25 protein-coding genes and 1 pseudogene are annotated in these 24,080 nt (G+C 65.0%); 17 read left to right on the forward strand and 9 right to left on the reverse strand.

Annotation, left to right across the window (positions count from 1 at the left end; translation table 11 throughout):
• Positions 1 to 6 precede the first annotated feature (6 nt).
• The 3 genes from ALC15_RS18180 to ALC15_RS18190 are packed head-to-tail and all read left to right on the forward strand — an operon-like array spanning position 7 to position 3,120.
• On the forward strand, positions 7 to 1,185 hold the full coding sequence (locus ALC15_RS18180) for a COG1470 family protein (RefSeq protein WP_050628429.1): 1,179 nt from the start codon (positions 7 to 9) through the stop codon (positions 1,183 to 1,185).
• Positions 1,182 to 2,168: an ABC transporter ATP-binding protein gene (locus ALC15_RS18185; RefSeq protein WP_050628430.1), complete on the forward strand. Its 987-nt coding sequence runs from the start codon at positions 1,182 to 1,184 to the stop codon at positions 2,166 to 2,168. Before ALC15_RS18180 ends, ALC15_RS18185 begins: the two co-directional genes overlap by 4 nt.
• Positions 2,158 to 3,120: an ABC transporter permease gene (locus tag ALC15_RS18190; protein ID WP_050628431.1), complete on the forward strand. Its 963-nt coding sequence runs from the start codon at positions 2,158 to 2,160 to the stop codon at positions 3,118 to 3,120. The genes ALC15_RS18185 and ALC15_RS18190 overlap by 11 nt, the downstream gene beginning before the upstream one ends.
• 13 nt (positions 3,121 to 3,133) lie before the next feature.
• Here the strand turns inward: ALC15_RS18190 and ALC15_RS18195 are convergent, their stop codons facing one another.
• The 3 genes from ALC15_RS18195 to ALC15_RS18205 all read right to left on the reverse strand — a co-directional run bounded on the left by ALC15_RS18195 (position 3,134) and on the right by ALC15_RS18205 (position 5,855).
• Positions 3,134 to 4,684 carry an ABC transporter permease/substrate-binding protein gene (locus tag ALC15_RS18195; RefSeq protein ID WP_050628432.1) on the reverse strand — a complete coding sequence of 517 codons (1,551 nt, stop codon included), beginning with the start codon at positions 4,682 to 4,684 and terminating at the stop codon, positions 3,134 to 3,136.
• Complete coding sequence (locus tag ALC15_RS18200; protein WP_050628433.1) at positions 4,681 to 5,469, reverse strand: ATP-binding cassette domain-containing protein; 789 nt, start codon at positions 5,467 to 5,469, stop codon at positions 4,681 to 4,683. Before ALC15_RS18200 ends, ALC15_RS18195 begins: the two co-directional genes overlap by 4 nt.
• A gap of 170 nt (positions 5,470 to 5,639) precedes the next feature.
• Positions 5,640 to 5,855, reverse strand: coding sequence for a hypothetical protein (locus ALC15_RS18205; RefSeq protein ID WP_021077148.1), 216 nt, complete (start codon positions 5,853 to 5,855; stop codon positions 5,640 to 5,642).
• A gap of 228 nt (positions 5,856 to 6,083) precedes the next feature.
• Between ALC15_RS18205 and ALC15_RS18210 the strand changes: the two genes are divergently transcribed.
• The 7 genes from ALC15_RS18210 to ALC15_RS18240 all read left to right on the forward strand — a co-directional run bounded on the left by ALC15_RS18210 (position 6,084) and on the right by ALC15_RS18240 (position 12,524).
• Positions 6,084 to 6,920, forward strand: coding sequence for a hypothetical protein (locus ALC15_RS18210; protein ID WP_050628434.1), 837 nt, complete (start codon positions 6,084 to 6,086; stop codon positions 6,918 to 6,920).
• Positions 6,921 to 7,106: 186 nt separating this feature from the next.
• Positions 7,107 to 7,757 (forward strand): hypothetical protein, encoded by a 651-nt coding sequence (locus tag ALC15_RS18215; protein WP_050628435.1) that lies wholly within the window; start codon positions 7,107 to 7,109, stop codon positions 7,755 to 7,757.
• Positions 7,758 to 7,796: 39 nt separating this feature from the next.
• Positions 7,797 to 8,069: a DUF3551 domain-containing protein gene (locus ALC15_RS18220; RefSeq protein WP_050628436.1), complete on the forward strand. Its 273-nt coding sequence runs from the start codon at positions 7,797 to 7,799 to the stop codon at positions 8,067 to 8,069.
• Between the two features lie 114 nt (positions 8,070 to 8,183).
• Positions 8,184 to 8,453: a DUF3551 domain-containing protein gene (locus ALC15_RS18225; protein ID WP_050628437.1), complete on the forward strand. Its 270-nt coding sequence runs from the start codon at positions 8,184 to 8,186 to the stop codon at positions 8,451 to 8,453.
• A gap of 305 nt (positions 8,454 to 8,758) precedes the next feature.
• Entirely contained in the window at positions 8,759 to 9,262 is a 504-nt protein-coding gene (locus ALC15_RS46285; RefSeq protein WP_050628438.1) for a hypothetical protein, read from the forward strand.
• Positions 9,262 to 12,282 carry a C2 family cysteine protease gene (locus ALC15_RS18235; protein WP_050628439.1) on the forward strand — a complete coding sequence of 1,007 codons (3,021 nt, stop codon included), beginning with the start codon at positions 9,262 to 9,264 and terminating at the stop codon, positions 12,280 to 12,282. The genes ALC15_RS46285 and ALC15_RS18235 overlap by 1 nt, the downstream gene beginning before the upstream one ends.
• A complete protein-coding gene (locus ALC15_RS18240; RefSeq protein ID WP_050628440.1) occupies positions 12,279 to 12,524 on the forward strand; it encodes a hypothetical protein in 246 nt (81 codons plus the stop codon). The genes ALC15_RS18235 and ALC15_RS18240 overlap by 4 nt, the downstream gene beginning before the upstream one ends.
• Before the next feature lie 33 nt (positions 12,525 to 12,557).
• On the opposite strand, the gene ALC15_RS18245 is transcribed toward ALC15_RS18240, so the two are convergent.
• Both ALC15_RS18245 and ALC15_RS47215 read right to left on the reverse strand, forming a co-directional pair.
• On the reverse strand, positions 12,558 to 13,370 hold the full coding sequence (locus tag ALC15_RS18245; protein WP_244486134.1) for a ketopantoate reductase family protein: 813 nt from the start codon (positions 13,368 to 13,370) through the stop codon (positions 12,558 to 12,560).
• Entirely contained in the window at positions 13,352 to 13,480 is a 129-nt protein-coding gene (locus ALC15_RS47215) for a hypothetical protein (RefSeq protein ID WP_283806277.1), read from the reverse strand. Before ALC15_RS47215 ends, ALC15_RS18245 begins: the two co-directional genes overlap by 19 nt.
• Before the next feature lie 170 nt (positions 13,481 to 13,650).
• Between ALC15_RS47215 and ALC15_RS18250 the strand changes: the two genes are divergently transcribed.
• Positions 13,651 to 14,466, forward strand: coding sequence for an ABC transporter ATP-binding protein (locus ALC15_RS18250; protein ID WP_050628441.1), 816 nt, complete (start codon positions 13,651 to 13,653; stop codon positions 14,464 to 14,466).
• Positions 14,466 to 15,250 (forward strand): annotated as a pseudogene (locus ALC15_RS18255) (ABC transporter permease). The gene ALC15_RS18250 and the pseudogene ALC15_RS18255 overlap by 1 nt, the downstream one beginning before the upstream one ends.
• On the opposite strand, the gene ALC15_RS18260 reads toward ALC15_RS18255, so the two are convergent.
• Positions 15,247 to 16,089: a helix-turn-helix transcriptional regulator gene (locus tag ALC15_RS18260; RefSeq protein WP_050628442.1), complete on the reverse strand. Its 843-nt coding sequence runs from the start codon at positions 16,087 to 16,089 to the stop codon at positions 15,247 to 15,249. The pseudogene ALC15_RS18255 and the gene ALC15_RS18260 sit on opposite strands and share 4 nt — an antisense overlap.
• A gap of 92 nt (positions 16,090 to 16,181) precedes the next feature.
• On the opposite strand from ALC15_RS18260, the gene ALC15_RS18265 reads away from it, so the two are divergent.
• Positions 16,182 to 17,072 (forward strand): SDR family oxidoreductase, encoded by an 891-nt coding sequence (locus ALC15_RS18265; RefSeq protein WP_050628443.1) that lies wholly within the window; start codon positions 16,182 to 16,184, stop codon positions 17,070 to 17,072.
• Between the two features lie 19 nt (positions 17,073 to 17,091).
• Positions 17,092 to 17,817: an SDR family oxidoreductase gene (locus ALC15_RS18270; protein WP_050628444.1), complete on the forward strand. Its 726-nt coding sequence runs from the start codon at positions 17,092 to 17,094 to the stop codon at positions 17,815 to 17,817.
• 9 nt (positions 17,818 to 17,826) lie between these two features.
• On the opposite strand, the gene ALC15_RS18275 is transcribed toward ALC15_RS18270, so the two are convergent.
• Together ALC15_RS18275 and ALC15_RS18280 are read right to left on the reverse strand one after the other, a co-directional pair.
• Positions 17,827 to 19,152, reverse strand: a complete 1,326-nt coding sequence (locus ALC15_RS18275) for a 4Fe-4S binding protein (protein ID WP_050628445.1) — start codon at positions 19,150 to 19,152, stop codon at positions 17,827 to 17,829.
• Between the two features lie 250 nt (positions 19,153 to 19,402).
• Positions 19,403 to 19,852 (reverse strand): cupin domain-containing protein, encoded by a 450-nt coding sequence (locus ALC15_RS18280; protein WP_050628446.1) that lies wholly within the window; start codon positions 19,850 to 19,852, stop codon positions 19,403 to 19,405.
• A 181-nt stretch (positions 19,853 to 20,033) separates the two neighbouring features.
• Here ALC15_RS18280 and ALC15_RS18285 point away from each other — a divergent pair, with 181 nt between their 5' ends.
• A complete protein-coding gene (locus ALC15_RS18285; RefSeq protein ID WP_050628447.1) occupies positions 20,034 to 21,059 on the forward strand; it encodes an ABC transporter substrate-binding protein in 1,026 nt (341 codons plus the stop codon).
• 15 nt (positions 21,060 to 21,074) lie between these two features.
• The gene (locus tag ALC15_RS18290) at positions 21,075 to 21,776 is read left to right on the forward strand and encodes an NUDIX hydrolase (RefSeq protein WP_050628448.1); all 702 of its coding nucleotides are present in this window, start codon (positions 21,075 to 21,077) and stop codon (positions 21,774 to 21,776) included.
• 81 nt (positions 21,777 to 21,857) lie between these two features.
• On the opposite strand, the gene ALC15_RS18295 is transcribed toward ALC15_RS18290, so the two are convergent.
• The gene (locus ALC15_RS18295) at positions 21,858 to 22,439 is read right to left on the reverse strand and encodes a macro domain-containing protein (protein WP_050628449.1); all 582 of its coding nucleotides are present in this window, start codon (positions 22,437 to 22,439) and stop codon (positions 21,858 to 21,860) included.
• Between the two features lie 242 nt (positions 22,440 to 22,681).
• On the opposite strand from ALC15_RS18295, the gene ALC15_RS18300 reads away from it, so the two are divergent.
• Positions 22,682 to 23,992 carry an ABC transporter substrate-binding protein gene (locus ALC15_RS18300; protein ID WP_050628450.1) on the forward strand — a complete coding sequence of 437 codons (1,311 nt, stop codon included), beginning with the start codon at positions 22,682 to 22,684 and terminating at the stop codon, positions 23,990 to 23,992.
• Positions 23,993 to 24,080: the final 88 nt, after the last annotated feature.

The following is a 24,080-nucleotide window of genomic DNA, read 5'->3' on the forward strand; positions in this document are numbered from 1 at the left end:
TTGCCCATGCGAGCGCTCGATGTTGCGCGCCTTGTTGCCGCCTTCGGACTTGCTGTTCCCCTTGCCGTTCCCTCAGCCTATGCCGCAGAGCCGCCTCACGATATCAAGGGGCTCTACATGATGACGGACTATCCGGCCGTCACCGTCAGGCCCGGCACCACCTCCAACATCTCGCTGCGTCTGCAGAATTACGATCTCGGTCCGCAGCGCTACAAGCTCTCGGTCGAAGGCGTGCCGAGCGGCTGGACCGCGACGTTGCTCGGCGGTGGCCAGCCCGTCGCGGCCGCGATGCCCGCGCCCGATTCAAGCGTGCCGCTGCAGCTTCGGCTCGATGTGCCCGCCAACGCCTCGCTCGCCGAGCAGACCCTGACGGTGAAGGCCGAAGGGCAGGGCAGCGAAGCAACATTGCCGATCGTGGTCGCGCTCGCCAAGGAATTGCCGGCAAAACTGACGGTGTCCTCGAAGCTTCCCGAATTGCGCGGCAGCCCGAAATCGAACTTCGAATACACGCTGACCATCAAGAACGACTCTGGCCGCAACCTCGTGGCAAGCTTCGCCGCGGCGGCGCCGCAGAACTTCGAGACCTCGTTCACCGAGGCCTACGGCACCCAGGAATTGTCCTCGATTCCGATCGATGCCGGGCAGTCCAAGGACATCAAGCTCAAGGTGCGGCCGCCGAGCGCGATCGATGCCGGGCATTTCCCGGTCAAGGTCAAGGTCAATGCAGAGGATGCGAGCGCGCAGACCGAGGTGGCGCTCGACGTTGCCGGCCAGCCGCAGCTGCAGCTCTCCGGCCGTGACGGCCTGCTCAGTGCGCGTGCGGTCGCCGCCGAGCAGAGCACGATCCCGGTCGTGGTCACCAACAGCGGCACCGCGCCGGCCGACAATATCGATCTCTCCGCGACGGCACCGAGCGGCTGGAAGGTCACGTTCCAGCCCGCCAAGATCGAGCGGCTGGTGCCCGGCAAGGATACCGAGGTGCAGGCGCTGGTGACGCCGAGCGACAAGTCGCTCGCCGGCGACTACCAGCTCGCGATGCGTGCCACCTCGCGCGGCGAGACGGCGTCGAGCCAGTTCCGCGTCACCGTGAGCACGTCCACCGTCTGGGGCATGGCCGGAGCCGGGGTGATCGGCGTCGCGCTGCTGTTGATGCTGGGCGCCGTTGCGAGGTTCGGACGGCGATGAGCGAACAGCAGAACAACAGCGCCGCAAAGCGGCCGGAGGCCGTCATCGCAGCGCGCGACCTCACCAAGCGCTACGGCAAGACCAGTGTCGTCGACGCGATCAACTTCGATATCGCCAAGGGCGAGGTGTTCGGGCTGCTCGGCCCGAACGGCGCCGGCAAGACCACGACCATCCTGATGATGCTCGGCCTCACCGAGATCTCGGCCGGCCGGGTCGCCGTGCTCGGCTTCGATCCCGCGCGGCAGCCGCTGCAGGTCAAGCGGCGGGTCGGCTATCTGCCCGACGCCGTCGGCTTCTACGACCATCTGACCGCGGTGGAGAACCTTGCTTACGCCGCCAAGCTGATGGGGCTCGGGATGGCCGAGCGGTCGCGCCGGATCGCGGCGGCGCTGACTCGGGTGCGTCTGCTCGACGTCGCCGACAAGCGGGTTGCGACCTTCTCGCGCGGCATGCGGCAGCGGCTCGGGCTCGCCGAGATCATCGTCAAGCGCGCCGAGATCGCGATCCTCGACGAGCCGACCTCGGGTCTCGACCCGCAGGCGACGATCGAATTCCTCGACCTGATCCGGGAATTGAAGGCCGAAGGCGTCACCGTATTGTTGTCGTCGCACATGCTCGACCAGGTGCAGCGGGTCTGCGACCGTGTCGCGCTGTTCCGCGCCGGGAAGATCGCGATGATGGGCTCGGTGGCCGAGCTCTCGGTCCAGGTGCTGGGCGCGGGCTTCGTCGTCGAGGTCGAGGCCGACGGCGCGGGTATCGCCCGGCGGCTTGCGGCGATCCCGGGCGTCGGCAATGTCGAGACGCTCGCCGACGACCGCTTCCGAATGACCGCCGACCGCGACGTCCGGGCCGACGCCGCGCGCGCGGTGGTCGCGGCCAACGGCGCGCTGCGGCGGCTCTCGGTCGACGAGCCGAGCCTAGAGGCGATCTACGCTCGTTGCTTCCAGGTCCCCCAGTCAGGAGGCGTGCGCGATGCGGCGTGAAGGTTCAGCATTCCAGGGCGTCGGGGCCGTCTTCGTCAAGGAGCTCTCGGACAATATCTCGAGCGTCCGCATGCTGATGCTCGAGCTATTGATCGTGCTGACCGCGATGGCGGCGCTCTACGAGGCGATCACGGCGCTGCGTCAGAACACGGCGGAGGATCCGTTCCTGCTGCTGCGGCTGTTCACGGTGAGCCAGGCACCGCTGCCGTCCTTTGTCGCCATCCTCGGCTTCCTGATCCCGCTGATGGCGATCGGGCTCGGCTTCGACCTGATCAACAGTGAGCACAACCGCCGGACACTGTCGCGGATCCTGGCGCAGCCGATTTATCGCGATGCGCTGCTGCTCGGCAAATATCTCGCCGGGCTCGCCACCATCGCGATCAGCCTGACCGCGCTGTGGCTGTTGGTGATCGGGCTCGGCCTGATCTTCCTCGGGGTGCCGCCGGGCGGCGAGGAGATCGCCCGCTCGCTCGCCTTCCTGGTGATCGCGATCTTCTATGCCGGGGTCTGGCTGTCGCTCGCGATGCTGCTCTCGATCGTGTTCCGCTCACCGGCGACCGCGGCATTGGTGGCGCTCGGCATCTGGCTGTTCCTCACCGTGCTGTGGCCGATGCTGGCGCCGGCGATCGCGCAGGCCATCGTGCCGCCCGATCCGCGCTTTGCCGCGCTCGGCCTCGATACGCCGGGCACCGCGATCTGGACCCAGCTGCTGCAGCGCTTCTCGCCCAACGATCTGTTCGGCGAGGCGATGCTGGCGGTGCTGTCGCCGACCACGCGCACGCTCGGCCCGGTGTTCCTCGACCAGATCCGCGGCGCGGTGATGGGCGCGCCGCTGCCGTTCGGTCAGAGCGTGATGATCGCCTGGCCGCAGACGGTCGGCCTGATCGCCTGCACCATCGTGCTGTTCGTCGCGGGCTACGTCCTGTTCCAGCGGCAGGAGGTGAGGGCATAAGACGCAAGGCCGCTCAGCGCGGCCCGACCTTCTCCCACAGCCAGCGCGCCACGGCGTCGGGCGACGATGATGCATCGTTGCCCGATGCGCGCAGGTTCGCCTCGCGCATTGCGGCGATGTCGATCTTGCCGAGCAGCGGCCGCAGCGCCGCCTTGAGCGCCTCGTCGTCGCGCCGCTTGGGCGACAGCAGCACGATGGCGTCGTAGGGCGGAATGGCGTGCCTGTCGTCCGCGAGCGTCACCAGGCCGTATTTCGCGATCAGCCCGTCGCTGGTGTAGCCGGCGATGACGTCGATCTCGCCGGAGGCGACCGCGGCATACATGAAATCCGGCTGCATCGTGCGCTGGGCGCGGAATGACAGCCCATAGGCTTTCTGGATGCCGGCCCATTCCGGCCGCGAGAAGAATTCGTAGTCGCCGGCGATCGACATCGTCGCGGCGTGTGAGGCGAGGTCGGCGATCGTATGGATGCCGAGCTGATCGGCGCGGCTCTTCGGCATCACCAGCGCATAGGCATTCTCGAAGCCGAGCTCGCCGAACAGCGTGATGTCCTGCTTGCCCAGCGTCGTCTTGAGCTCGCTCAGGAGCTCGGCGCGGGGCCTGATGTCGCTATGGTGGAACTGGTTGGCCCACAGCGTGCCGGAATAGTCGACATAGACATCGATATCGCCGGCAGCGAGCGCATCGAAGATCACGTTGGAGCCGAGCCCGGCGCGCGTCGTCGTCGGCAGTCCGGCCGCTTGCAGCCGCTGCGCCAGCAGCGCCGACAGGACGTATTGCTCGGTGAACGTCTTGGCGCCGACCACGTAGCGCGCCTGTGGATGCGCAAACGCCGGAACCAGCGTCGCCGCGATCAGCGCGGCAATGCCGAGCCCGCCGAGCGCGGTGCGGACGCGGCTGCGATTGCGCAGCCCGTTCTCGATCAGCGCCAGCAACTGGTCGACGACCAGCGCGAGCACGGCGGCGGCAAAGCAGCCGAACAGCACGAACACCCAGTTCTGGGTTTGCAGACCGGCGAAGATGTAGTTGCCGAGGCTGGTCTGGCCGATCGGCGTCGACAGCGTCGCGGTGCCGATCACCCACACCGCGGCGGTGCGGATCCCCGCCATCATCACCGGCAGCGCCAGCGGCAGCTCCACCATCATGAGCGATTGCCGCGGCGTCATGCCGACGCCTTGCGCGGCCTCCAGCACCGCCGGATCGACGCCCGACAGGCCGGTGATGGTGTTGCGCAGCACCGGCAGCATCGAATAGAGCGCGAGCGCCAGCACTGCTGGCAGGAAGCCGAAGGCGGAGAAACTGAAACCGAGCCATGCCGCGGTCAAAGCCGCGAGCGCCAGCAACAGCGGATAGAACAGCGCGAGCAGCGCCAGACCCGGCACGGTCTGCACGATGCTGGCAAGCCCGAGCAGCGCGCCGCGCAGCACCGGTCGGTTGCGGGCGATGATCGCAAGCGGCAGGCTGATCAGGAGCCCGAGCGCCAGCGCGGCGACGCTCACCCGGACATGGTTGCCAAGATAGTCGGGCAGATGCGCGAGCGCCTCGCTCCAGCGTGGATCACTCATGCGGTGGCGTCCCGCGGCAGCAATGCGCCGAGCCGCTCGGCCTGTCGCCGCGGCGTCCGCAAGAGTTCGCCGACATAGGCGTCGGTGCTGACCGCAAGCTCCGCAGCAGTGCCCAGCGCGAGCAACCTGCCGCCATGCATGACAGCGACGCGATCGGCCAGCAGCAGCGCCTCGGTCATGTCGTGGGTGATCATGACCGTGGTCAGGCCGAGTTCGCGGTGCAACGTTCGATAGTCGTCGCCGAGCGCGTCGCGGGTCAGCGGATCGAGCGCGCCGAACGGCTCGTCCATCAGCACGATGCGCGGCTTCGCAGCCAGCGCACGCGCGACGCCGACGCGCTGGCGCTGGCCGCCGGAGAGCTCGTGCGGCAGGCGGTCGCGATATTGTGAGCGATCGAGCCGCACGAGATCGAGCAGCTCGTCGACCCGCGCTGCGATCTCCGCCTGCGGCCAGCCGAGCAGTCTTGGCGTGATGCCGATGTTGCCGGCGACGGAAAGATGCGGAAACAGTCCGCCGCTCTGGAAAACATAGCCGATGCGGCGCCGCAGCAGGATCGGATCGATGCGGCTGACGTCTTCGCCCTCGACGGAGATCCGGCCGCGGTCGGCTTCGATCAGGCGGTTGGCCAGCCTGAGCAGCGTCGTCTTGCCGGAGCCCGAGCCGCCGACAACAGCCAGGAATTCACCCTCGGCGACGTCAAGCGAGACGTCGTCAACCGCCACCACGCGACCATTGTCAAAACTCTTGCCGACATGCGCGTAGGCAATCAGCGGCGTTGCGGGCATTCTCTGGCCATTCCTGGGCGACCTCACGTCTCTCACCATCGCGGACGACAGTGATAGCCCATAAAATGGACTTTGACTCGAGGTGCACGCGCCTGCATCACGCGGTTTCGCAGGCCGTTCCAGTTGGGCAGGTGAAGCTGGTCAGCCCCTTCGGGGGCTGTGAGCACACATCACACTTCGTTCTTGGGTACGTATTTGCCCATGATGCACTTATAGCTCTGCAAGCGCCAATCGTGATACGGCCCCTTGGCGAGCCAGTCGGCGATGCCGATTTGGGCATTCACGGCGCAGGCGCCCATGGTGATGCCGGACTGGTCGCTGTTGGTGACGACCTTTTCCATGCAGAGCTGAGCATTGCAGAGGATGGCGACGAGCGTAACGAGCATGATGGTGTTTATCCGTAGGATTAACCCGGTCTGAACCGAATCATGCACGGTTCATGCCATTATCAGCGACTTTGGTGCCGCAGCCGGCAAGACCGGGAAAGTACGGCTGAACGAATCACGCGTTCGCCAGCGCGTAGCCGCACGCCCGCAGATACGCTATAATTGCTCCCCAACTACGACGTGAGATCGGGGCGAGTGAGGAACGTTGCGCGGTCGGGGGCTGCATCGATGATGACGTTACCTGAGTTGGCGGCAGGTGCTTTGGAGAAGTTTCTCGCCACCCATGTCAGCCGCACCTTCGGGGCCTCGCAGGCACGCTTTGGCGAACTCCTGCCAGCTGCCGCGCGTATTGCGCTGGAATGCATCGGCAACAGCGATGCGCTCTATCACAATGTCGAGCACACGATGCTGGTCACGCTCGCCGGGCATGACATCATCCGCGGCCGCGCGCTGCACACCCACGTCACCGCGGAAGACTACACCCACACGATCATCGCCTGCCTGACCCACGACATCGGCTATGTGCGCGGCCTGCTGAAGGGCGATGGACCGGATGGCTACGTCATCGATGCCGCGGGCAACAAGGTGGTGCTGCCGCGCGGCTCGTCGGATGCCGGCCTGATGCCGTACCACGTCGACCGCTCGAAGCTGTATGTGCTCGACAGGCTCGAGGCCGTGCTGCCGCTCGATCGCGAGCGCGTCGCGCGCAACATCGAGGGCACGCGGTTTCCATCGCCCGAAGGCCAGCAATATGACGACGAGGCGGCGATCGTCCGGGCGGCCGATTTCATCGGGCAACTCGGCGACCCCAACTACATCAGGAAAGCCAACGCGCTCTATCACGAGTTCGAGGAAGTCGGCATCAACCGCCAGCTCGGCTATGAATCGCCGGCTGATATCGTCGACCGCTACCCGCAATTCTACTGGAATATGGTTGCGCCGCACATCCAGGGCGCCATCAACTGCCTGAACATGACGGCAAGCGGCCGTCAGTGGATCGCAAATCTCTACAGCAACGTGTTCCGCGCCGAGCGCGAGGTCACACTGTCGGGCCCGCAAATCTGACGCAGGGCAGGAGGGCCGCGGCCTTTCAGCACGGCTTGCCCGGCGTTCCCCGATTGATTGCGGGGGCCTCCACATTTAGGCCCGCTTCTTCGTTGCACAGTCCGCGGAAATCGGCGACCTTGCGCCATCGGCCTCTCCAACGAGCGTGTTCTCGACCGTTTCAGCATGATCTCCCGTTTCGCTCAAATGATTGCGGTTGCCGTCGTCTGCTGGCCTGGGCTCGCGGTGGCTGCCGGCCCGGTCTACGACGTCGACCTGTATGCATTGATGTCCGGCACCTGCCGCAATGTCACCGTCGCCGGCCGCAACTACACCTGCAAGGCGGTGGCCTATTTCCACACCCTGCGCGGCCGCTCCGAATTCACCGTGGTGCTCGACGATCCCGCCGACAAGAGCCACATCGTATCGTTCTCCGGGGAGAGCACCGAGCGCACCCAGGACAATCTGTTCGAGCTCGCGGTCGATCGCATGTTGCTGAAGTCGAGCGACCGTCCGCGTGTCGATGGACTGCCGGTGCCGCTGGTCGAGATGTCGACGGGCTCCTGCCGTCAGGTCGGAAGCTTCATCACCCGCCAGGTGTCCACCATCACCTGCGCGGCCACCGACCAGGGCGGCAAGAAGTACGAGCTGAGCTTCGAGTCGGACGGCTCGCCGATGACATTGCGCCGCTTGCGGCAATCAGCACTGCCGTCGGAACGGCAACGGGCTCGCCAGATCGCGCAGCTCGAATGCCGCCTCAAGGCGCGTGCCGCGCAGGTGCTGCCGCGGGACACGACCGCCTTCATGATCCGATGTCTGGGCGAGGACGACGGCAAGCCGGCCGGCGAACAGCGCTAGCCGGCCCCGGCGGTCTGCACCAAGCTTGAGGAGCACGCGATGCGCTTGAAACTCTACCTGTTCGCCGCCATCGGCGTTTGCATCACCGGGCCAGCCGCCGCGCAAATGTACGATCCGAATTATCCGGTATGCTTGGAGGTCTATGGCGGCCGGCTGACGCCCGAGTACATCGATTGCAGCTTCACGTCGCTTCCGCAATGTCAGGCAACGGCCTCGGGACGATCGGCGACGTGCTCGGTCAATCCCTTCTACAAGGGCCCGAGAACGCAGCCCAAGGAGCAGCGCAAGCGACACCGCCAACCTGCCAATTAGCTTGCCATCGGCACTTCGCCTGCCCGTGATGGTCCGTATGGCGGTCGCGCCGCCCGCGATGTTGACTAACTCCGGTGATTGTGAGGAACCTCCCGTCGCGAGAAGGAGACACCGATGCGCCTGAAACTGTTCGCGATCGCCGCAGCAGCGGTCGCCCTGGCCGGACCTGCCGCCGGGCAGGCCTACGATCCGAATTATCCGGTGTGCATGCATGTTTATGAGGGTCGGCTGGGCGGAAACTACATCAGTTGCAGCTTCACCTCGATCCCGCAGTGCCAAGCCACCGCCTCGGGCCGTAGCGCGATCTGCTCGGAGAATCCCTTTTTCGCGCCGCCGCCGCCCCCGACGCGCCGGGCGCACCGCGGCCGGCATCACGCGCGCTGAAGCGAGAGTGCCGGGCACGTCCAACGTCACCGCAAGACCCGCGCCTCGGAGGAGCCGCACCCAGCCGCTGGCCGCGGTGGCGGGCGCCGTATCAGGTGGACGTTAACGAATCTTCACGATGATACGGGTTCCGTTGGTTGACGGCAGCGTTCGGCAAGGTCGACACGCGAGACGAATTCGGTCACAACTAACGCGATAGTTACCTATTCCATTGCTGGATTCGTCCCGACAGGTCGCATGCCATCTCGCCAGGGCCGGCCAGGTCGACGGCAATCTGGTCGCGTCAAGATTTGCGAAGGAATTCCATGACTGCAAGCTGGGTCAATTCCCTGGTCGACAGCGGCGTCAAGTCGGACATGCTGAACTTTGCGGTGGACGGGGTTTTCACCTACGCCGAAGCTTATGACGTGCTGGCTGACGTCGCCAGCCGCGGCAGCGTGACCACGAATGAGCTGAACTCGCTGCAGATGATTGCGGCCAATCTGAACAGCGGTCTGTCCACATCGGACTACGTCTCCCATCTTTTCCTCCAGCTCGTCGATGGGAATCCGGCCAACGCCACCTGGACGGGCGGCAGCACGGTACATGTCACGCTGGGCAATCTGCAGGTCGGCACGACCTCGACGCAGATGTCCGAGCTGATCGGAAAGTGGTTCCTGGGAACCGATCTTCCGGATCCGACCTTGCCGCCGGATGCGAACGGCTGGACATTGCAGGGCTACAGCGCGGTTGCCGGACCGTTGTATTCCTCGGCTGGCGCAGCTCCGTCAACGATATCTGTCAGGGAGCCGATGGCGATTGCGAACTGATGTCGGGATTGATCGACGCCGTCGTCTTTCATCCCCAGGTCATGAGTTCCATGATCGTGGACAACGGAAACGGCACCTACGGCGTGCGCTTCTATGTCAATGGTCAGGAGACATGGGAAACCGTCAATAGCGTGTTTCCGATCGTCAGTGGGACCGAGCTCGACTATGCCCACAACTACAATGAGCAACCCACTGCAATGTGGGTCGCCTTGGTGGAAAAAGCGTACGCGCAGCTCAGTGCAACCGGGCAGATCGGGCACCCGGCGGTCAACAGCTACAACAACATCTCCGCGGATCCTCCGACCGACGTCCTGGAGAATCTGACCGACGCGACCAGCGTCAACTATTACATGAGCAGCGCGTCCAATTGGTATAGCAACAAGTCCGTCTATATCGCTGCGCTCGCCAGCTACGATGACGTCATCCTCGAGATTCCTTCGACGTCGCCGTACACCTATGACAGCGCCGGAAAGATCCAGCTGGTCCCGGATCATGCCTTCGGAGTCGTGGGCTATGACAGCGCGACGGGCAATTTCATCGTTCGCAATCCATGGGGCAACAGCTATCCCGGCCAAAACTGGGATGTGCAATTCGAAGTATCGCTCACCCAGATCGCCAGCGAGGACGGCGACTTCGTCATCGACAATTCCGGCGCCGTCGATGTCGCGCCGACCGTGGTCGTATCCAACATCACCGGCCGCGTGCAAACCTCGCTTGCAGCATCGTCCATCTTCTATGTGACGAGTGGCGGCCTGCCGGTGACCGAGTATGCGCTTTGGGACTCCACCGGTAACGGCCACTTCACCGTGGGCGGAGTGGCGCAGGCGAGTGGAGTCGAGATCGACGTCGCTGCTTCGCAGTGGTCCAGCATCGCCTATCAGTTCGGTCCCGCGAGCGACCAGCTGTGGGTGCGGGCGTTCAATGGCGTACTCTGGAGCGCCTGGACACAATTCACGGCAACTCCGGAAGGGCCCGTCGAGACGGTCGCAAACGTGGCGGCAGCGCACGGCCAGAGCTTTGCCGGGTCGTCGCTGTTCACCTATTACGACCCGTTCGGCCTCGCAGCCACCGAATACGATGTCTGGAACGCCGGGACCGGAGGCGGCCACTTCGTTCTGAACGGGGTGGCGCTTGCCGCCAATCAGGACAACTATCTCACGGCCGCGCAGCTGTCGTCATTGACCTATCAATCGGGCTCGGGCGCGGACACGCTCTGGGTCCGCGCCAACGATTCGACGGTGTGGGGACAGTGGTCGAACTCCTTCACCGTCACCGCTCCGGTCGACAGTGGTCCGGTCGAGGCGGTGTCGAACATCGTCGCGCCCCACGGCCAGAGCTATGCGGGCTCGTCTCTGTTCACCTACAGCGATCCGTTCAATAGCGCTGCGACCCAATATGACGTCTGGGACACCGGTGCCGGAGGCGGCCACTTCGTTCTGAACGGGGTGGCGCTGTCGGCCAACCAGGACAACTACATCACGGCCGCGCAGCTGGCGTCGCTCAGTTATCAATCCGGCTCCGGCACTGACACGCTCTGGATCCGCGCCAATGACGGCACGGTGTGGGGCGCGTGGTCGAGCGCCTTCACCGTTTATGCGCCCTTCGACAGCGGGCCCGTTGAGACGGTGTCGAACATCATCGCGCCGCACGGCCAGAGCTATGCGGGCTCGTCGCTGTTCACCTACAGCGATCCGTTCAATAGCGCTGCGACCCAGTATGACGTCTGGAACACCGGGACCGGAGGCGGCCACTTCGTTCTGAACGGCGCGGCGCTGTCGGCCAATCAGGACAATTACATCACGGCCGCGCAGCTGGCGTCGCTCAGCTATCAATCCGGCTCCGGCATCGACACGCTCTGGATCCGCGCCAATGACGGCACGGTGTGGGGGTCGTGGTCGAGCCCCTTCACCGTCAATGCTCCGGTCGACAGCGGTCCCGTCGAGACGGTATCGAACATCGTCGCGCCCCACGGCCAGAGCTACGCCGTCTCGTCGCTGTTCACCTACAGTGATCCATTCAACAGCGCCGCGACCCAATACGACGTCTGGAACACCGGCACGGGAGGCGGGCACTTCGTTCTCAACGGGGTGGCGCTGTCGGCCAATCAGGGCGACTACATCACGGCCGCCCAACTGGCGTCGCTCAGCTACCAGTCCGGCTCTGGCGCGGACACGCTGTGGGTTCGTGCGAACGACGGCACCGTCTGGGGGGCATGGTCGAGCGCCTTCACCGTGACCGCGCCGCTCGATAGCGGGCCCGTCGAGACGGTGTCGAACGTCATCGCGCCCCACGGCCAGAGCTATGCGGTCTCGTCGCTGTTCACCTACAGCGATCCGTTCAACAGCGCTGCGACTCAATATGATGTCTGGGACACGGGCGCAGGTGGCGGGCACTTCATTCTGAACGGAGTGTCGCTGTCGACCAACCAGGACAATTACGTCACGGCTGCCCAGCTGGCGTCGCTGAGCTATCAATCCGGCTCGGGAGCGGACACGCTGTGGGTCCGCGCCAATGACGGCACCGTCTGGGGAGCATGGTCGAGTGCCTTCTCCGTGACCGCGCCGGTCGATAGCGGTCCGGTCGTGACCCCGACCAATTCAAGCACGCTGTCCGTCCAAGGCCAGACCTTCGCGGTGTCCTCGCTGTTCAGCTATTCGGATCCGTTCGGCAGTTCCGCGACATCGTATGATGTCTGGAACAGCGGCGGCGGCAACGGCTACTTCACGCTAAACGGTGTCACGCTCGGAGCAAATCAAGACAACATGGTCTCGGCCTCGCAGCTCTCGCAGCTTGCGTATCACGTCGGATCAGGCACCGACACGCTGTGGATCAAGGCCAATGACGGGACCGTCTGGGGCGCCTGGTCCAGCGCTTCACGATCAGCGATCCCTCGATCATTCCGGCCGGACAGACCCTCGAGCTTCCATCAGCAAGCTCGGCGCAAATCTCCTTTGCGTCGGACTCCGGGACGCTCAGGCTCGACGACCCCGCCGGCTTCTCCGGCACCGTCGCCGGGATGACGGGCGCCGACGCGATCGATTTCGCCAACATCAATTTTGCGGCCGGGCAAACCGTGGGCTTTACCGGCAACAGCGCGGGCGGATCGGTCACGGTCTCGGACGGCGTTCACGCCGCCAGCATCGCCCTGCTCGGAAACTACATGGCATCCACCTTCGTCGCCGCGAGCGATGGACATGGCGGCACCGCCATCACGGTGCATCCCGATCAGGTCGCCACGCTCGCCCCGCCGCAACATGCGTGAGCGGGGCTGCAGCCGTAACCGGCGGCGGCCTGCCTACGTAGGCGTGCCCATCGCATAGGGCTTCAGCACCGCATAAAGGAAATCGTGCGTCGGGGTCGGCACGCCGAGCTTGCGGCCGAGTTCGACCACCTTGCCGTTCAGCCAGGGCAGTTCGAGCCGGTTGCCGCGCTCCAGATCGAGCGCCATCGATGCCTTCATTGCCGGCGGCGCGTGCCCGATGAAGTCGAGCACTTTCGCAAGCGCATCCGGCGGCAGCTTGATGCCATTGGCGTGGGCGACGGCGATGGTCTCCTCGCAAGCCGACACGAACAGCGGACGCAGGTCGGGATCGTCGCGCAGCCTGCCGATCGGCAGCCGGGTGACCGCGGTCATGCCGGCATTGGTGGCGAGGCCGACGAACTTCATCCACAGCTCGGTATTGATCTGCTCGCTGAGCGTCGCATCGAACCCGGCCTTGAGGCAGAGCTCGAGCAGCGCCCTGCCGCGTGGCGTGATGCGGCCGTCGAGCTCGCCGAAGATCATGCGCATGAAGGTGCCGACCTGGTTGATCACGCCGGGCTTGATGATCGAGGCCGAGATCTGCGCCACACCGCCCATCACGGCGTTGCGGCCGAGGATCGGGATCAGCCGGTCGGGCGCGTCGATGCCGTTCTGCAGCGGGATCACCGCGGTGTCGGGGCCAACCATGGGCTTGATGTGCTGCCCTGCGCTTTCGACGTCCCACAGCTTGACGCAGAACAGCACGATATCGACCGGGCCGACGCTTGCGGGGTCGTCGGTCGCCTGGGTCGGGACCAGATGGGTCTCGCCGCGGCCGCCCTGAACCTTCAGCCCTTCGCTGCGCATGGCGGCGAGGTGGGCGCCGCGCGCGATGAAGGTGACGTCGCGCCGGCATGCGCCAGCGCAGCGCCAAAGCCGCCGCCGACGCCTCCGGCGCCTACCACTGCGATCCGCATGATTGTCTCCTTGTCTACCGCGTTGGCCCGCAGCCTCGACGATGTTGTTGCAATGCGCAACCCGATTTGCCTGAAAACCGCGTGACCAAGGCCTGCGCCATCTTCCTGCGTTGAACTTGCCGGCCCGAACCGGTAAGCCATCTCCGAAATTTTCGGGAGGAATCGTGGCGATGACGGAGCCGACGGCGGTCGCGCTTGACGGTGCGACGGTGGCGTTTCGGTTGGCGGATGGACGCGTCTATACCGCGGTCGAGCAGGCCAATCTTGCAGTTGATCACGGCGAATTCGTCGCCATTGTCGGGCCCACCGGATGCGGGAAGTCGACGCTGCTCAACGTCACTGCGGGGCTGTTGAAGCCCGCCGCAGGAACGGCGCGGATCTTCGACAAGCCGCTGAACGGCCTCAACCGCGACGCCGGCTACCTGTTCCAGGCCGATGCACTGTTCCCCTGGAAGACCGCGATCGACAATGTCGCGATCGGGCTCGAGATCCGGGGCACGCCGCGCGCTGATGCGCTCGCACGCGCGCAGAAGTGGCTGACCTCGGTCGGGCTCGGCGCCTTCGCGGGCCGCTATCCGCACATGCTGTCGGGCGGCCAGCGCAAGCGCGTCGCGCTGGCGCAAGTGCTGATCCGCGATCCGAAGATCCTCTTGATGGACGAGCCATTCGGCCCGCTTGACGCCCAGACACGGCAGATCATGGGCAATCTGCTGCTCGAATTGTGGACCGCCGATCGCAAGGCGGTGCTGTTCGTCACCCACGATCTCGAGGAGGCGATCGCGCTGGCCGACCGCGTCGTGATCATGTCGGCGGGCCCGTCCGCCCGCATCATCGGCGACTGGCGCATCACGCTGCCGCGGCCGCGCGACATCGCCGAGATCAGGATGGAGAAGGATTTCCATGCCCTGCACCGCGAGATCTGGGGTGTGCTGAAGGACGAGGTGATGAAAGGCTATGTGCAGTCGACGCAGGCGGGGGCCGCCTGATGTCGCGGATCACATTGCTGTCGCTGCAGGTCCTGGTCGCCGTCGCCACGCTGGCGTTGTGGCAGTTCTTCTCCACCGTGCCGGTGTTCGGCAAGGTGCTGCTGCCGCCGTTCTTCTTCTCCAATCCGGTCGACGTCTTCAGCCAGATTGTCAAATGGTTCTCGACCGGGGTGATCTGGAAGCATCTTGCGATCACGCTGTGGGAATCCATCCTCGCCTTCGTGATCGGCTCGGCCGGCGGCATCCTGGTCGGCTTCTGGTTCGCGCGGCAGCCGCGCGTCGCCGCGGTGTTCGATCCCTATGTGAAGATGGTCAACGCGCTGCCGCGCGTCGTGCTGGCGCCGATCTTCGCGCTGTGGTTCGGGCTCGGCGTCTGGTCCAAGGTCGCGCTCGGCGTGACCCTGGTGTTCTTCATCGTGTTCTTCAACGTCTATCAGGGCGTCAAGGAAGTGCCGACCACGGTGCTCGACAACGGCCGCATGCTCGGCATGAACGAGCGGCAGCTGATGCGCCACGTCTACTGGCCCTCGGCATTGTCATGGATGTTCTCCTCGCTGCACACCTCGGTCGGCTTTGCCGTGGTCGGCGCGGTGGTCGGCGAATATCTCGGCTCCGCGGCCGCCTTGGCTATCTGATCCAGCAGGCCGAAGGCGTGTTCGATGTCGCCGGCGTGTTCGCCGGAATGTTCGTGCTGTCCGCGTTCGTCATCCTGATCGACATGGCGGTGACGGTCGTGGAGAAGCGGCTCCTGGTGTGGCGCCCGACGCCGGCGACGCAGGATTAGATCGCTGCCGACGTCGCGTCCATCAAGGCGCGGATCTTCTCCTTCACCTCGGGGTCGACAGGATTGTAAACGATCATGCTGAGGTCGAGCCGGCCATCGACGGCGAATGCCGAATACTCGAACCTGATCGGGCCCAGGATCGGGTGCCGGAGCTGCTTGACGGCCTCGCCATGGGCGCGCACGTCGTTGTCGCGCCACAGCGCCGCAAATTCCGGGCTGAGCCGGCAAAGCTCGTCGACGAACGGCTGCACCTCGGCGGCAGCTCCTGCGCGCGCCGCGTCGACCCTGAAGGCGCCGACGACGAAGCGCGCCACGCTGGCCCAGTCGGGTTGCGCGGCGCGGACGCGCGGGTCGAGGAACATGAAGCGCAACACATTGCGCTGGTTCGGCGGCAGCGATCCGTAGTCGGTCAGCATCACGGTCGCGGCCCGATTCCAGGCGACGACGTCCCACGTCGCGGTCCTGATGATGGCAGGCTGCGGCTCCAGCGCATCGAGCACGCGTTGCAGCCGCGGCGTGACGCCTTCGCTTCGCTGATAGCGCACCTCGGGTGTGCGGCCGAGGCCGAGCAGGAACAGATGCTCGCGCTCGACATCGGTCAGCATCAGCGCACGCGCGATGCGGTCGAGCACATCGGCCGACGGCGCGCCGCCGCGGCCCTGTTCGAGCCATGTGTACCAGGTCGCGCTGATATTGGCGCGCTGCGCCACTTCCTCGCGGCGCAGCCCCGGCGTCCGCCGCCGCTCGGGCGGAAAGCCGAACGTCGCCGGATCGAGCTTGCTGCGGCGGTCCTTCAGGTAGGTGCCAAGCAGGTTCTCTTGCGCGAGCGGTTCGCTCATCCTGTTAGCCATTATACCATGATAAGGTCACTACTTTAACATGATAGCGCGGTGCTCCAGATTTGTCTGCAACGAAACCTGGAGACTTGCTCATGCGCGTGTTCGTCACTGGAGCCACCGGTTGGGTCGGCTCGGCCGTCACCAATGATCTGATTGCCGCCGGCCACAAGGTGCTCGGCATGACCCGTTCCGACAGCGGTGCGGAAGCGCTCGCCGCCGCCGGCGCCGAGGTGCACTACGGAACGCTGGAGGATCTCGACAGCTTGCGGAGCGGTGCCGCGCAGGCGGACGCGGTGATCCACTGCGCCTTCAATCATGACTTCTCGAGGTTCGCCCAGAACTGCGCGGATGACCGCCGCGCCATCGAGACATTGGGCGCCGTGCTCGAGGGCACGAAGCGTCCGCTGATTACCACCTCGGGCGTCGCGCGGGTGGCGCAGGGGCGGGTTGCGACCGAGGACGATCCGCCGATTCCCGTTTCCGAGGCCTATCCGCGTGCGTCCGAGGCGACGACGATGGCCGTGGCAGCGCGCGGCGTGCGTGCCGCCGTGGTGCGGTTGCCGCCGTCGGTGCACGGTCATGGCGACCATGGCTTCGTGCCGCGGCTCATCGCCTTCGCGCGCGAGAAGGGCGTCTCCGCCTATATCGGCGAGGGACAGAACCGCTGGCCCGGCGTGCACCGGCTGGATGCGGCGCGCCTCTACCGGCTCGCGCTCGAGCGCGGCGTCGAGGGCGGCCCATTCCATGCGGTGGCCGACGAGGGCGTGCCGTTCAGGGCGATCGCCGAGGTCATCGCGCGCCGGCTCGACGTGCCGCTGGTGTCGAAGTCTCCCGAGGAGGCGGCCGAGCATTTCGGCATGTTCGGCCGGTTCGTCGCCTTCGACGTGCCGACCTCGAGCGCGCGGACGCGGTCGCGGCTCGACTGGCAGCCGCAGCAGGCGGGGCTGCTCGCCGACATCGATCATCCCGCTTATTTCGCGTGAAGTGCGGCGGAGCACGGCCATGACAGACGCCATGATGTCGCTTGCGGGCAAGCGCGTGATCGCAATCGGAGGATCGTCGGGGATCGGCTTCGCCGTCGCCGCGCTCGCGCGGGAGCAGGGCGCGGAGGTGGTGATTGCCTCCAGCAACGCTGCCAATGTCGAGGCTGCGGTCGCGCGGCTGCCGGGATCGTCGGGCCGTGCCGTCGATCTGCGCGACGAAGCCGGCGTGTCGCGCTTCTTCGAACAGGTCGGCAGCTTCGATCACCTTGCGATCACGGCGGGCGATCAGGGCTTGCCTGCGTTCGGCACGGTGCGCGATCTCGATCTCGGTGTTGCGCGCGAAGCGCTCACCCTCCGCTTCTGGGGCTCGCTTGCGGCGGTCAAGTACGCCAGCCGCGCGATTGCTCCGCACGGATCGATCACGCTGACCGGCGGGCTGCTGGCCCATCGCCCGCAGAAAGGCATGCCGTTCGTGACCGCGGCTGCGGGCGCCATGGAGAGCCTGGCCCGCGGCCTTGCCGTCGATCTCGCGCCGGTCCGCGTCAATGCGGTGTGCCCCGGGCTCATTCTCACCGAACGCGTCAGGCAGATGCCGGAAGAGCGGGTGCGCGGTTACGTGGCAGGCCTGCCGCTGCCGCGCGCGGCATCACCGGAGGAGGCGGCCACCGCCTATGTCTATCTGATGCTGAACGGCTACGTCACCGGGCAGACGCTTGCGGTGGATGGCGGTGGCCTGCTGGTGTGAGCAGTTCGCTCAGAGCGGGAAGCACCGCATATAGGCCGCGAACAGCTTTTCGTCGCTATGGCTTACCAGCCCCGCGGCGATCGCCTCGGCAAGATCGAGGTCGCGGTTCTGCACGCGCAGCCATGCCTGGGTGTCGGCGGTGATGTTTAGGTTCGCCTCGCCGACGTGACGCCCCGGCACCACCTGCAGATCCCGGCCCTTGATTGCGACCGTCATGTCGAGCGCGCTCGCCCCGGTGAAGCGCAGATGCGTCACGAAATCGAGGCCGCGCGCCCGGCCGCGCTGGAATCCGAGCGACAGCGAGAAGATGTAGGCCTGGATGCTGCCGGTATGGCGGCCGGAGGTGACGTGCTGGACCTTCTTGTGCGGAAAGCGCCGCGTCACCGTGTCCTCGGCGTCGGTATCCGGGATCACGTAGACGAACTCGTCCTTGTCGATCAGCGGCTGCACCACGTCGGAAAAATGCGCGTCGCGGTCTTGCAGGAAAGGGCCGATCACGTCTTCGCCGGCCGGGCACGCCGAGATGCAGTAGGCCGCCTTGTAGCCCGGCTTGAACGACAGCGATTGCCAGATGTTCAGCGTCTCGGTGCGGGGCACGCGGGCGCGATAATCCCTGGCGTCCTTTGCATCCGCGACCTTCTCGACCCACTGCGTGAAGTTGCCGAGGAAGTCGTGGTAATTGTGGGTGTGGCAGGACAGGAAATCGAATCCGCCATCCGGCTTGATGGCGCCGACCGGGCAGGCGGCGACGCACAGCTTGCATTCCAGGCAGGGATTGTAGTCGATCGGATGGTCATGGGCGTCGACCTCGCAGCCGAGCAGGACGGTGCCGAGCAGGACGAAGCTGCCGAATTTCGGGTGGATCACGCTGCGATGGATGCCCATCCGGCCGAGCCCGGCTTCGACCGCGATCGGCTTGTGCTGCACCATCATGATCCTCGGCAGGTCCATCTCCATCGGGAAGGCGGCGACTGAATTGCAGGCCGGGATGCCGTGCTCGTCGAGCGCGCGAACGATGGCGCGGGCGGTCTCGTTGACGTGATCGTAGGTGCCGTGGAATTCCTCGTTGGCGACCGAACGCGACGGCGAGCGCACTGGCTCGCGGTTCATGTGGCAGGCGATCGCGAGCAGGGAACGCGTCCGGCCATAGACCTTGCGGATGAAGTCGCGCTGCGGCGCGATGGCGGCGCGGTCGAACTCGATGATGCCGACATCGTCGGCGCCGCATTCCCGCGCGATCCGCTTGAGCAGTTCCGAGGACACCGGGGCGTCGTGGACCGGTTGGCTGCTGCGCGCACGCACGGCCCTGACCGTGGGGTGATCATCCAGGCTCATGGGTCACGCTCCATTAAATGACTATTGTCATATTATGGAGCGACCGAAGCCGAGGCAAGTGAATTATCTGTCGATTGTCATATAATGGAACCCGGCGCGCGCTGATCGCGCCTCATCGTCATCGCGAGCGAAGCGAAGCAATCCATCTTTCGGCACATGCGGATCGATGGTTTGCTTCGTCGCTTCAGCGCAAAATTGCTTTGCAATTTTGTCGCGAGCTCCTCGCAATGACGAAGAAAGACCGCCGTTCTCAATCCAGCAGCTTGGTATCGTCAGGCGCCTGCGGCGGCGTCTTGATCGCGATCGCCTTGAACGGGCGGCCGTTCGGCTTGGTGCCGCCATGCGGCGTGCCTTTCGGGATCACGATCAGGTCGCCCGCCTTCACCGGCACTTCCTTGTCGCCGAGCCAGACCGTGCCGGTGCCCTCGAGGATGAACTGCATCTCGTTGGTGTTGGGATGCATGTGCTTCGGCACATTGCCGTCCTGGATCGAGACGGTGGCGCCGTCGGCAGAGACGAATGTCTTGGAGCGGAAGCCGACCTTGTTCGCGTCGCCGAGCTTGTCGCCCTCCATCTCGCCGGTGTGGATCACCTGCGCCGTGATGCTCTCGGCCGCGAGCGCCGGCCGCAGCAGATGGGTGGCGCCACAGCCGGCGGCGAAGGCGGTGGCGAGCGACAGCGCGGTTGCAAAGCGATTCATGAAGGCCTCCCTTGGTGTTTCCTTTGAAGTATTCTTGATGGTTCTATTCTTGGTGCCTGTTCGGCGTTTTCTGCATCCGCGATGCTATGCCGCCGCCGCAGGCTTGACCAGCTACCGGAAAGTCGCCTTCTCAAGGCGCGCCCGCTCCTCTATCTTGCCGGCCAGTCGAACGGAGGACGTCATGAACAAATGGCTTGGCAAGCTTGCCGGAACGCTGCTGGCGCTGACCCTGTCCACGGGCCTTGCGGCGGCGCAAAGCAAGATCACCATCGCGGTCGGGGGCGGCGCCTGCCTGTGCTATCTGCCCACCGTGCTGGCCAAGCAGCTCGGCGAATATGACAAGGCCGGGCTTGCGGTCGAGCTGGTCGACCTGAAGGGCGGCTCGGATGCGCTGAAGGCCGTGCTCGGCGGCAGCGCCGACGTCGTCTCCGGCTATTTTGACCACTGCGTCAACCTCGCGGCCAAGAAGCAGGAGCTGCAGGCCTTCGTGGTCTATGACCGCTATCCCGGCCTGGTGCTGGTGGTGTCGCCGAAGCACACCGGCGAGATCAACTCGATCAAGGATCTCGCCGGCAAGAAGGTCGGCGTCAGCGCCCCGGGTTCCTCGACCGACTTCTTCCTGAAATATCTGTTGAAGAAGAACGGCCTCGATCCGGCGGGCACCGCCGTGATCGGCGTCGGCCTCGGCGCCACCGCGGTGGCCGCGATGGAGCAGGGCCAGATCGATGCCGCCGTGATGCTCGATCCCTCCGTCACCGTGCTGCAGGGCAGCTACAAGGACCTCAAGATCCTCAGCGACACCCGCACCCAGCACGACACGCTTGCGGTGTTCGGCGGCGAGTATCCGGGCGGCGCGCTCTATTCGACCACGGCCTGGGTCAACGGCCATGAGAAGGAGGTGCAGGCGCTGACCAACGCGATCATGGCGACCTTGGCCTGGATCCATTCGCATTCCGCCGAGGAGGTCATGGCCAAGATGCCGGAGGAGCTCGTCGGCAAGAACAAGGACCTCTATCTCGCCGCATTGAAGAACACGATCCCGATGTTCTCGGAAACCGGCAAGATGGATCCCAAGGGCGCGGAGGCCGTGCTCGCGGTGTTCAGCGAAGGCTCGCCTGAGGTCGCGAAGGCCGGTATCGACGTCACCAAGACCTACACCAACAAATTCGTCGATCAGGTCAAGAAGACGACCGGGAACGCGAAGTAGGCGCGCACGGGCGACATGGAGGCTCCACTCATTTGCCGCGTCACCGCGCTCGACCTCGCGTTGCAGCAGCGTCCCTGGCCGTTCGCGGACGAGCGGCGCGCCGAGATCGACGCGTATTTCGTCGAGCAGCAGCGGCTGAACCCGAACCTGTGGAACGGCCGGGTCCTGCTCGGGCGCGATCCGGTGTTTGCCGGCGAGCGGCTCAGCGCGAGCTATTTCGAGACCGACTTCGCAAGCTTCCTGGCCTGGCGCGATTGGGGCTTTCCGGACAAGGAGGTCTTCAACGGCTTCGGCATGGGCGCGCTGCTCTCGAACGACGGCGCCTTCGTGTGCGGGGTGATGGGCGAGCGGACGGCGAATGCGGGACGGATCTATTTTCCCTCCGGCACGCCCGATCTCGACGACATCAGGGGCGACACGGTCGATATCGCCGGCAGCGTGATGCGCGAGCTCGAGGAGGAGACCGGGCTCAAGCCGTCGGATTGCCGCGGCGACGCCGACTGGCACTGCATCTACACAGGCGTTGCGCTCGCGATGATGCAGATCCTGCGCGTGGACATGGCGGGAGACGTGCTGCGCGCCAGGATCGAGTCCAATCTTTCGCGCCAGCAAGATCCGGAGCTCGCCGGCATCCATCTGGTGCGCAGCCGCGCCGATCTCACGGCGGCAATGCCGCGCTTCGTCACCGCGTTCATCGAGACGCAGCTGCCGGCCTAGGCTGGATGCCTCTGGAGTGCACGATAGCGGCTTGGATCAGAATTCACGGTTGTCCGAGCGCTGCTTAGATAAGTCCGATCATCACGACCCCAGTAGGTAGCGGTGACCGCTAGGTCCGACAAACTGATTGAGCACACAGGCCTCGAAGGCCGCGGCCATCTGTCGTGCGGACAAGTCCGGCGGCATTCTGCCGATCGCCGTACATAGTCCGGGGCACAGTACTGTACGAATGGCAGCTCCGGGGGCTTCGCGATTGCGCAGCTTTACGGCACGGATGGCCGCCCGGAATGCCAGATAGGCATTAGTCGTACTGGAGACGTTCATCGGTACTCGCATGGTCGGCGCGCTTACGAGATAAGGGATCGCCGTGTCGAATGTCTCGATGATTGTTGCTTGGCCAACTGGCAGCTCGCCATCGTGCTCATCCCTGAGATGAGCTTGAAGTCTTGTTTGCAATTCCCAGCCGAAGCGGCGGAGATACACGAGATCAATCCCACCGTCCATGTAACCAAAACTATTGGCAGGGCTCACAATTGCATCAGCCGATGTTTCAAAGATATCGCCCTGCGAGATTCGTACATTGTCGAGGCCCTTGAAGTATTTCTTCCAAGCCTTGACGACGTCGGCATCGATGTCGCGCAGTTCGAAGATGATAGGTTGCATTTTGCATTCCCCAGAACTCAAAGCTTGTTGTCATCACACGCCATCGGAGACTTGGTCGCAAGCCCCTGGTCTGGGGCATACGCGAAGTCCGGACCCATTGCCGCCAGTCCGCTCCGCCGAAACTTTGCGCAAGCCTGCGCCGTGGCGACGCAGCCATCGCGCTTGACATCACCGGCCGCTCCCCCTGTGATAGGGCGGCACGATAACAAAAAATGCAGTGCACAATCTCCGGGGAGGGATTCATGCCGGTCAGGAGGGGTGCCCGCTGGCTCGCGGGTCTGTCAGTCGCGCTCGCCGCGCTGGGCGTGGTTGGCGCCGCGCAGGCGCAGGACAAGAAGATCAAGATCGGCGTGATCTTCGATCTGACCGGCCCGCTGGCCGGCGGCGGCTCCGAGCTGCAATATACCGGCGTCAAGATCATGCTCGACCATTACGCCAAGACCGGCGTCGAGGGTTACAAGGTCGAGGCGGTCTATGCCGACGCGCAGAGCAAGCCCGATATCGCCATCAACGAGGCCGTCCGCCTGCTCGAGCAGGAGAAGGTCGACATGGTGATGGGCTTCTTCTCCTCGGCGCAATGCGTGCCGGTGGCGGCCCGGGTCGACCAGATGAAGAAGTTCATGTGGATCACGACCTGCATCTCCTCGGGCGTGTTCGACGGCAAGAACTACAAATACGTGTTCCGCCCGCAGGCCGCCGGCAACCAATACGGCATGATGACGACCGACTTCATCGCGCAATATTCGCTGTCCAAGTTCGGCAAGGAGCCGAAGGACCTGCGGGTCGCCATCATCCATGAGGACGGCGCCTACGGCGTCGACGTCGCCAAGGGCAACGAGGCCGGCGCGAAGAAGGCCGGCTTCAACATCGTGCTCAAGGAAGGCTATTCGGCGACCGCGCCCGATCTGTCGGCGCTGGTGACCAAGCTGAAGCGTGCCAAGCCCGACGTGATCTTTCACACCGGCTACAATCCGGACATCACCCTGCTGTTCCGCCAGGCCCGCGAGCAGGGCTTGAAGTTCGGCGCCATCGTCGGCCACGGCGCCGGCTACGGCGTCTACGAGAAGCTGAAGGAAGGCCTCGGCGCCGATGCCAACTATCTGTTCAACACCGATCCGATCTCGATCTGGCTCGCCAATCAGAAGACCATGGACCCGAAACTGCCGCCCATCATCAAGATGGTCGGCGAGGAATTCGACAAGCTCAAGCCCGGCGTGTCGATCCGCTCCGCCCATGTCGGCATCGGCGCGGCCAACGCCTATGTGTTCCTCGACGACGTGCTGCCGCGCGCGATCAAGAAATATGGCGGCGTCGATCCCGACGCGCTGCGCAAGGCCGCGCTCGACACCGACATTCCCGAGGGCGGCACCATGCTCGGTTATGGCGTGAAGTTCTACGGCGAGGGCGAGCAGTACGCCGGGCAGAATGCGCGCTCGTTCCCGGTGGTGCTGCAATATATCGACGACAAATCCTATGTGGTGTGGCCGAAGAGCCAGATGCAGCGCGAGACCGAGCTGCCGCTGCCGGCCGGCACCACCTACAGCTACAAATAGCTCAAGCAAGATGAGATCAGGTCGAACAGCAGCCGCGCAGGAACCGCGCTCCCTCTCCCGCTTGCGGGGGAGGGTTGGGGTGGGGGCT

The organism is Bradyrhizobium viridifuturi, assembly GCF_001238275.1.
Classification (GTDB): Bacteria; Pseudomonadota; Alphaproteobacteria; order Rhizobiales; family Xanthobacteraceae; genus Bradyrhizobium; species Bradyrhizobium viridifuturi.

Excerpts from the sequence above, each read along its gene's own strand:
- ALC15_RS18245 (WP_244486134.1), bottom strand. The coding sequence starts at position 13,370 with ATGCGCAGCGAAGGGCTGAAGGTTCAGGGCGGCCGCGGCGAGACCCAT.
- ALC15_RS47215 (WP_283806277.1), bottom strand. The coding sequence starts at position 13,480 with ATGCGGATCGCAGTGGTAGGCGCCGGAGGCGTCGGCGGCGGCTTTGGC.
- ALC15_RS18220 (WP_050628436.1), top strand. The coding sequence starts at position 7,797 with ATGCGCTTGAAACTCTACCTGTTCGCCGCCATCGGCGTTTGCATCACC.
- ALC15_RS18280 (WP_050628446.1), bottom strand. The coding sequence starts at position 19,852 with ATGAATCGCTTTGCAACCGCGCTGTCGCTCGCCACCGCCTTCGCCGCC.
- ALC15_RS18265 (WP_050628443.1), top strand. The coding sequence starts at position 16,182 with ATGCGCGTGTTCGTCACTGGAGCCACCGGTTGGGTCGGCTCGGCCGTC.
- ALC15_RS18205 (WP_021077148.1), bottom strand. The coding sequence starts at position 5,855 with ATGCTCGTTACGCTCGTCGCCATCCTCTGCAATGCTCAGCTCTGCATG.
- ALC15_RS18225 (WP_050628437.1), top strand. The coding sequence starts at position 8,184 with ATGCGCCTGAAACTGTTCGCGATCGCCGCAGCAGCGGTCGCCCTGGCC.
- ALC15_RS18270 (WP_050628444.1), top strand. The coding sequence starts at position 17,092 with ATGACAGACGCCATGATGTCGCTTGCGGGCAAGCGCGTGATCGCAATC.
- ALC15_RS18235 (WP_050628439.1), top strand. The coding sequence starts at position 9,262 with ATGTCGGGATTGATCGACGCCGTCGTCTTTCATCCCCAGGTCATGAGT.
- ALC15_RS18260 (WP_050628442.1), bottom strand. The coding sequence starts at position 16,089 with ATGAGCGAACCGCTCGCGCAAGAGAACCTGCTTGGCACCTACCTGAAG.
- ALC15_RS18285 (WP_050628447.1), top strand. The coding sequence starts at position 20,034 with ATGAACAAATGGCTTGGCAAGCTTGCCGGAACGCTGCTGGCGCTGACC.
- ALC15_RS18300 (WP_050628450.1), top strand. The coding sequence starts at position 22,682 with ATGCCGGTCAGGAGGGGTGCCCGCTGGCTCGCGGGTCTGTCAGTCGCG.
- ALC15_RS18185 (WP_050628430.1), top strand. The coding sequence starts at position 1,182 with ATGAGCGAACAGCAGAACAACAGCGCCGCAAAGCGGCCGGAGGCCGTC.
- ALC15_RS18190 (WP_050628431.1), top strand. The coding sequence starts at position 2,158 with ATGCGGCGTGAAGGTTCAGCATTCCAGGGCGTCGGGGCCGTCTTCGTC.
- ALC15_RS18180 (WP_050628429.1), top strand. The coding sequence starts at position 7 with ATGCGAGCGCTCGATGTTGCGCGCCTTGTTGCCGCCTTCGGACTTGCT.
- ALC15_RS46285 (WP_050628438.1), top strand. The coding sequence starts at position 8,759 with ATGACTGCAAGCTGGGTCAATTCCCTGGTCGACAGCGGCGTCAAGTCG.
- ALC15_RS18290 (WP_050628448.1), top strand. The coding sequence starts at position 21,075 with ATGGAGGCTCCACTCATTTGCCGCGTCACCGCGCTCGACCTCGCGTTG.
- ALC15_RS18295 (WP_050628449.1), bottom strand. The coding sequence starts at position 22,439 with ATGCAACCTATCATCTTCGAACTGCGCGACATCGATGCCGACGTCGTC.
- ALC15_RS18200 (WP_050628433.1), bottom strand. The coding sequence starts at position 5,469 with ATGCCCGCAACGCCGCTGATTGCCTACGCGCATGTCGGCAAGAGTTTT.
- ALC15_RS18195 (WP_050628432.1), bottom strand. The coding sequence starts at position 4,684 with ATGAGTGATCCACGCTGGAGCGAGGCGCTCGCGCATCTGCCCGACTAT.
- ALC15_RS18215 (WP_050628435.1), top strand. The coding sequence starts at position 7,107 with ATGATTGCGGTTGCCGTCGTCTGCTGGCCTGGGCTCGCGGTGGCTGCC.
- ALC15_RS18210 (WP_050628434.1), top strand. The coding sequence starts at position 6,084 with ATGATGACGTTACCTGAGTTGGCGGCAGGTGCTTTGGAGAAGTTTCTC.
- ALC15_RS18275 (WP_050628445.1), bottom strand. The coding sequence starts at position 19,152 with ATGAGCCTGGATGATCACCCCACGGTCAGGGCCGTGCGTGCGCGCAGC.
- ALC15_RS18240 (WP_050628440.1), top strand. The coding sequence starts at position 12,279 with ATGACGGGCGCCGACGCGATCGATTTCGCCAACATCAATTTTGCGGCC.
- ALC15_RS18250 (WP_050628441.1), top strand. The coding sequence starts at position 13,651 with ATGACGGAGCCGACGGCGGTCGCGCTTGACGGTGCGACGGTGGCGTTT.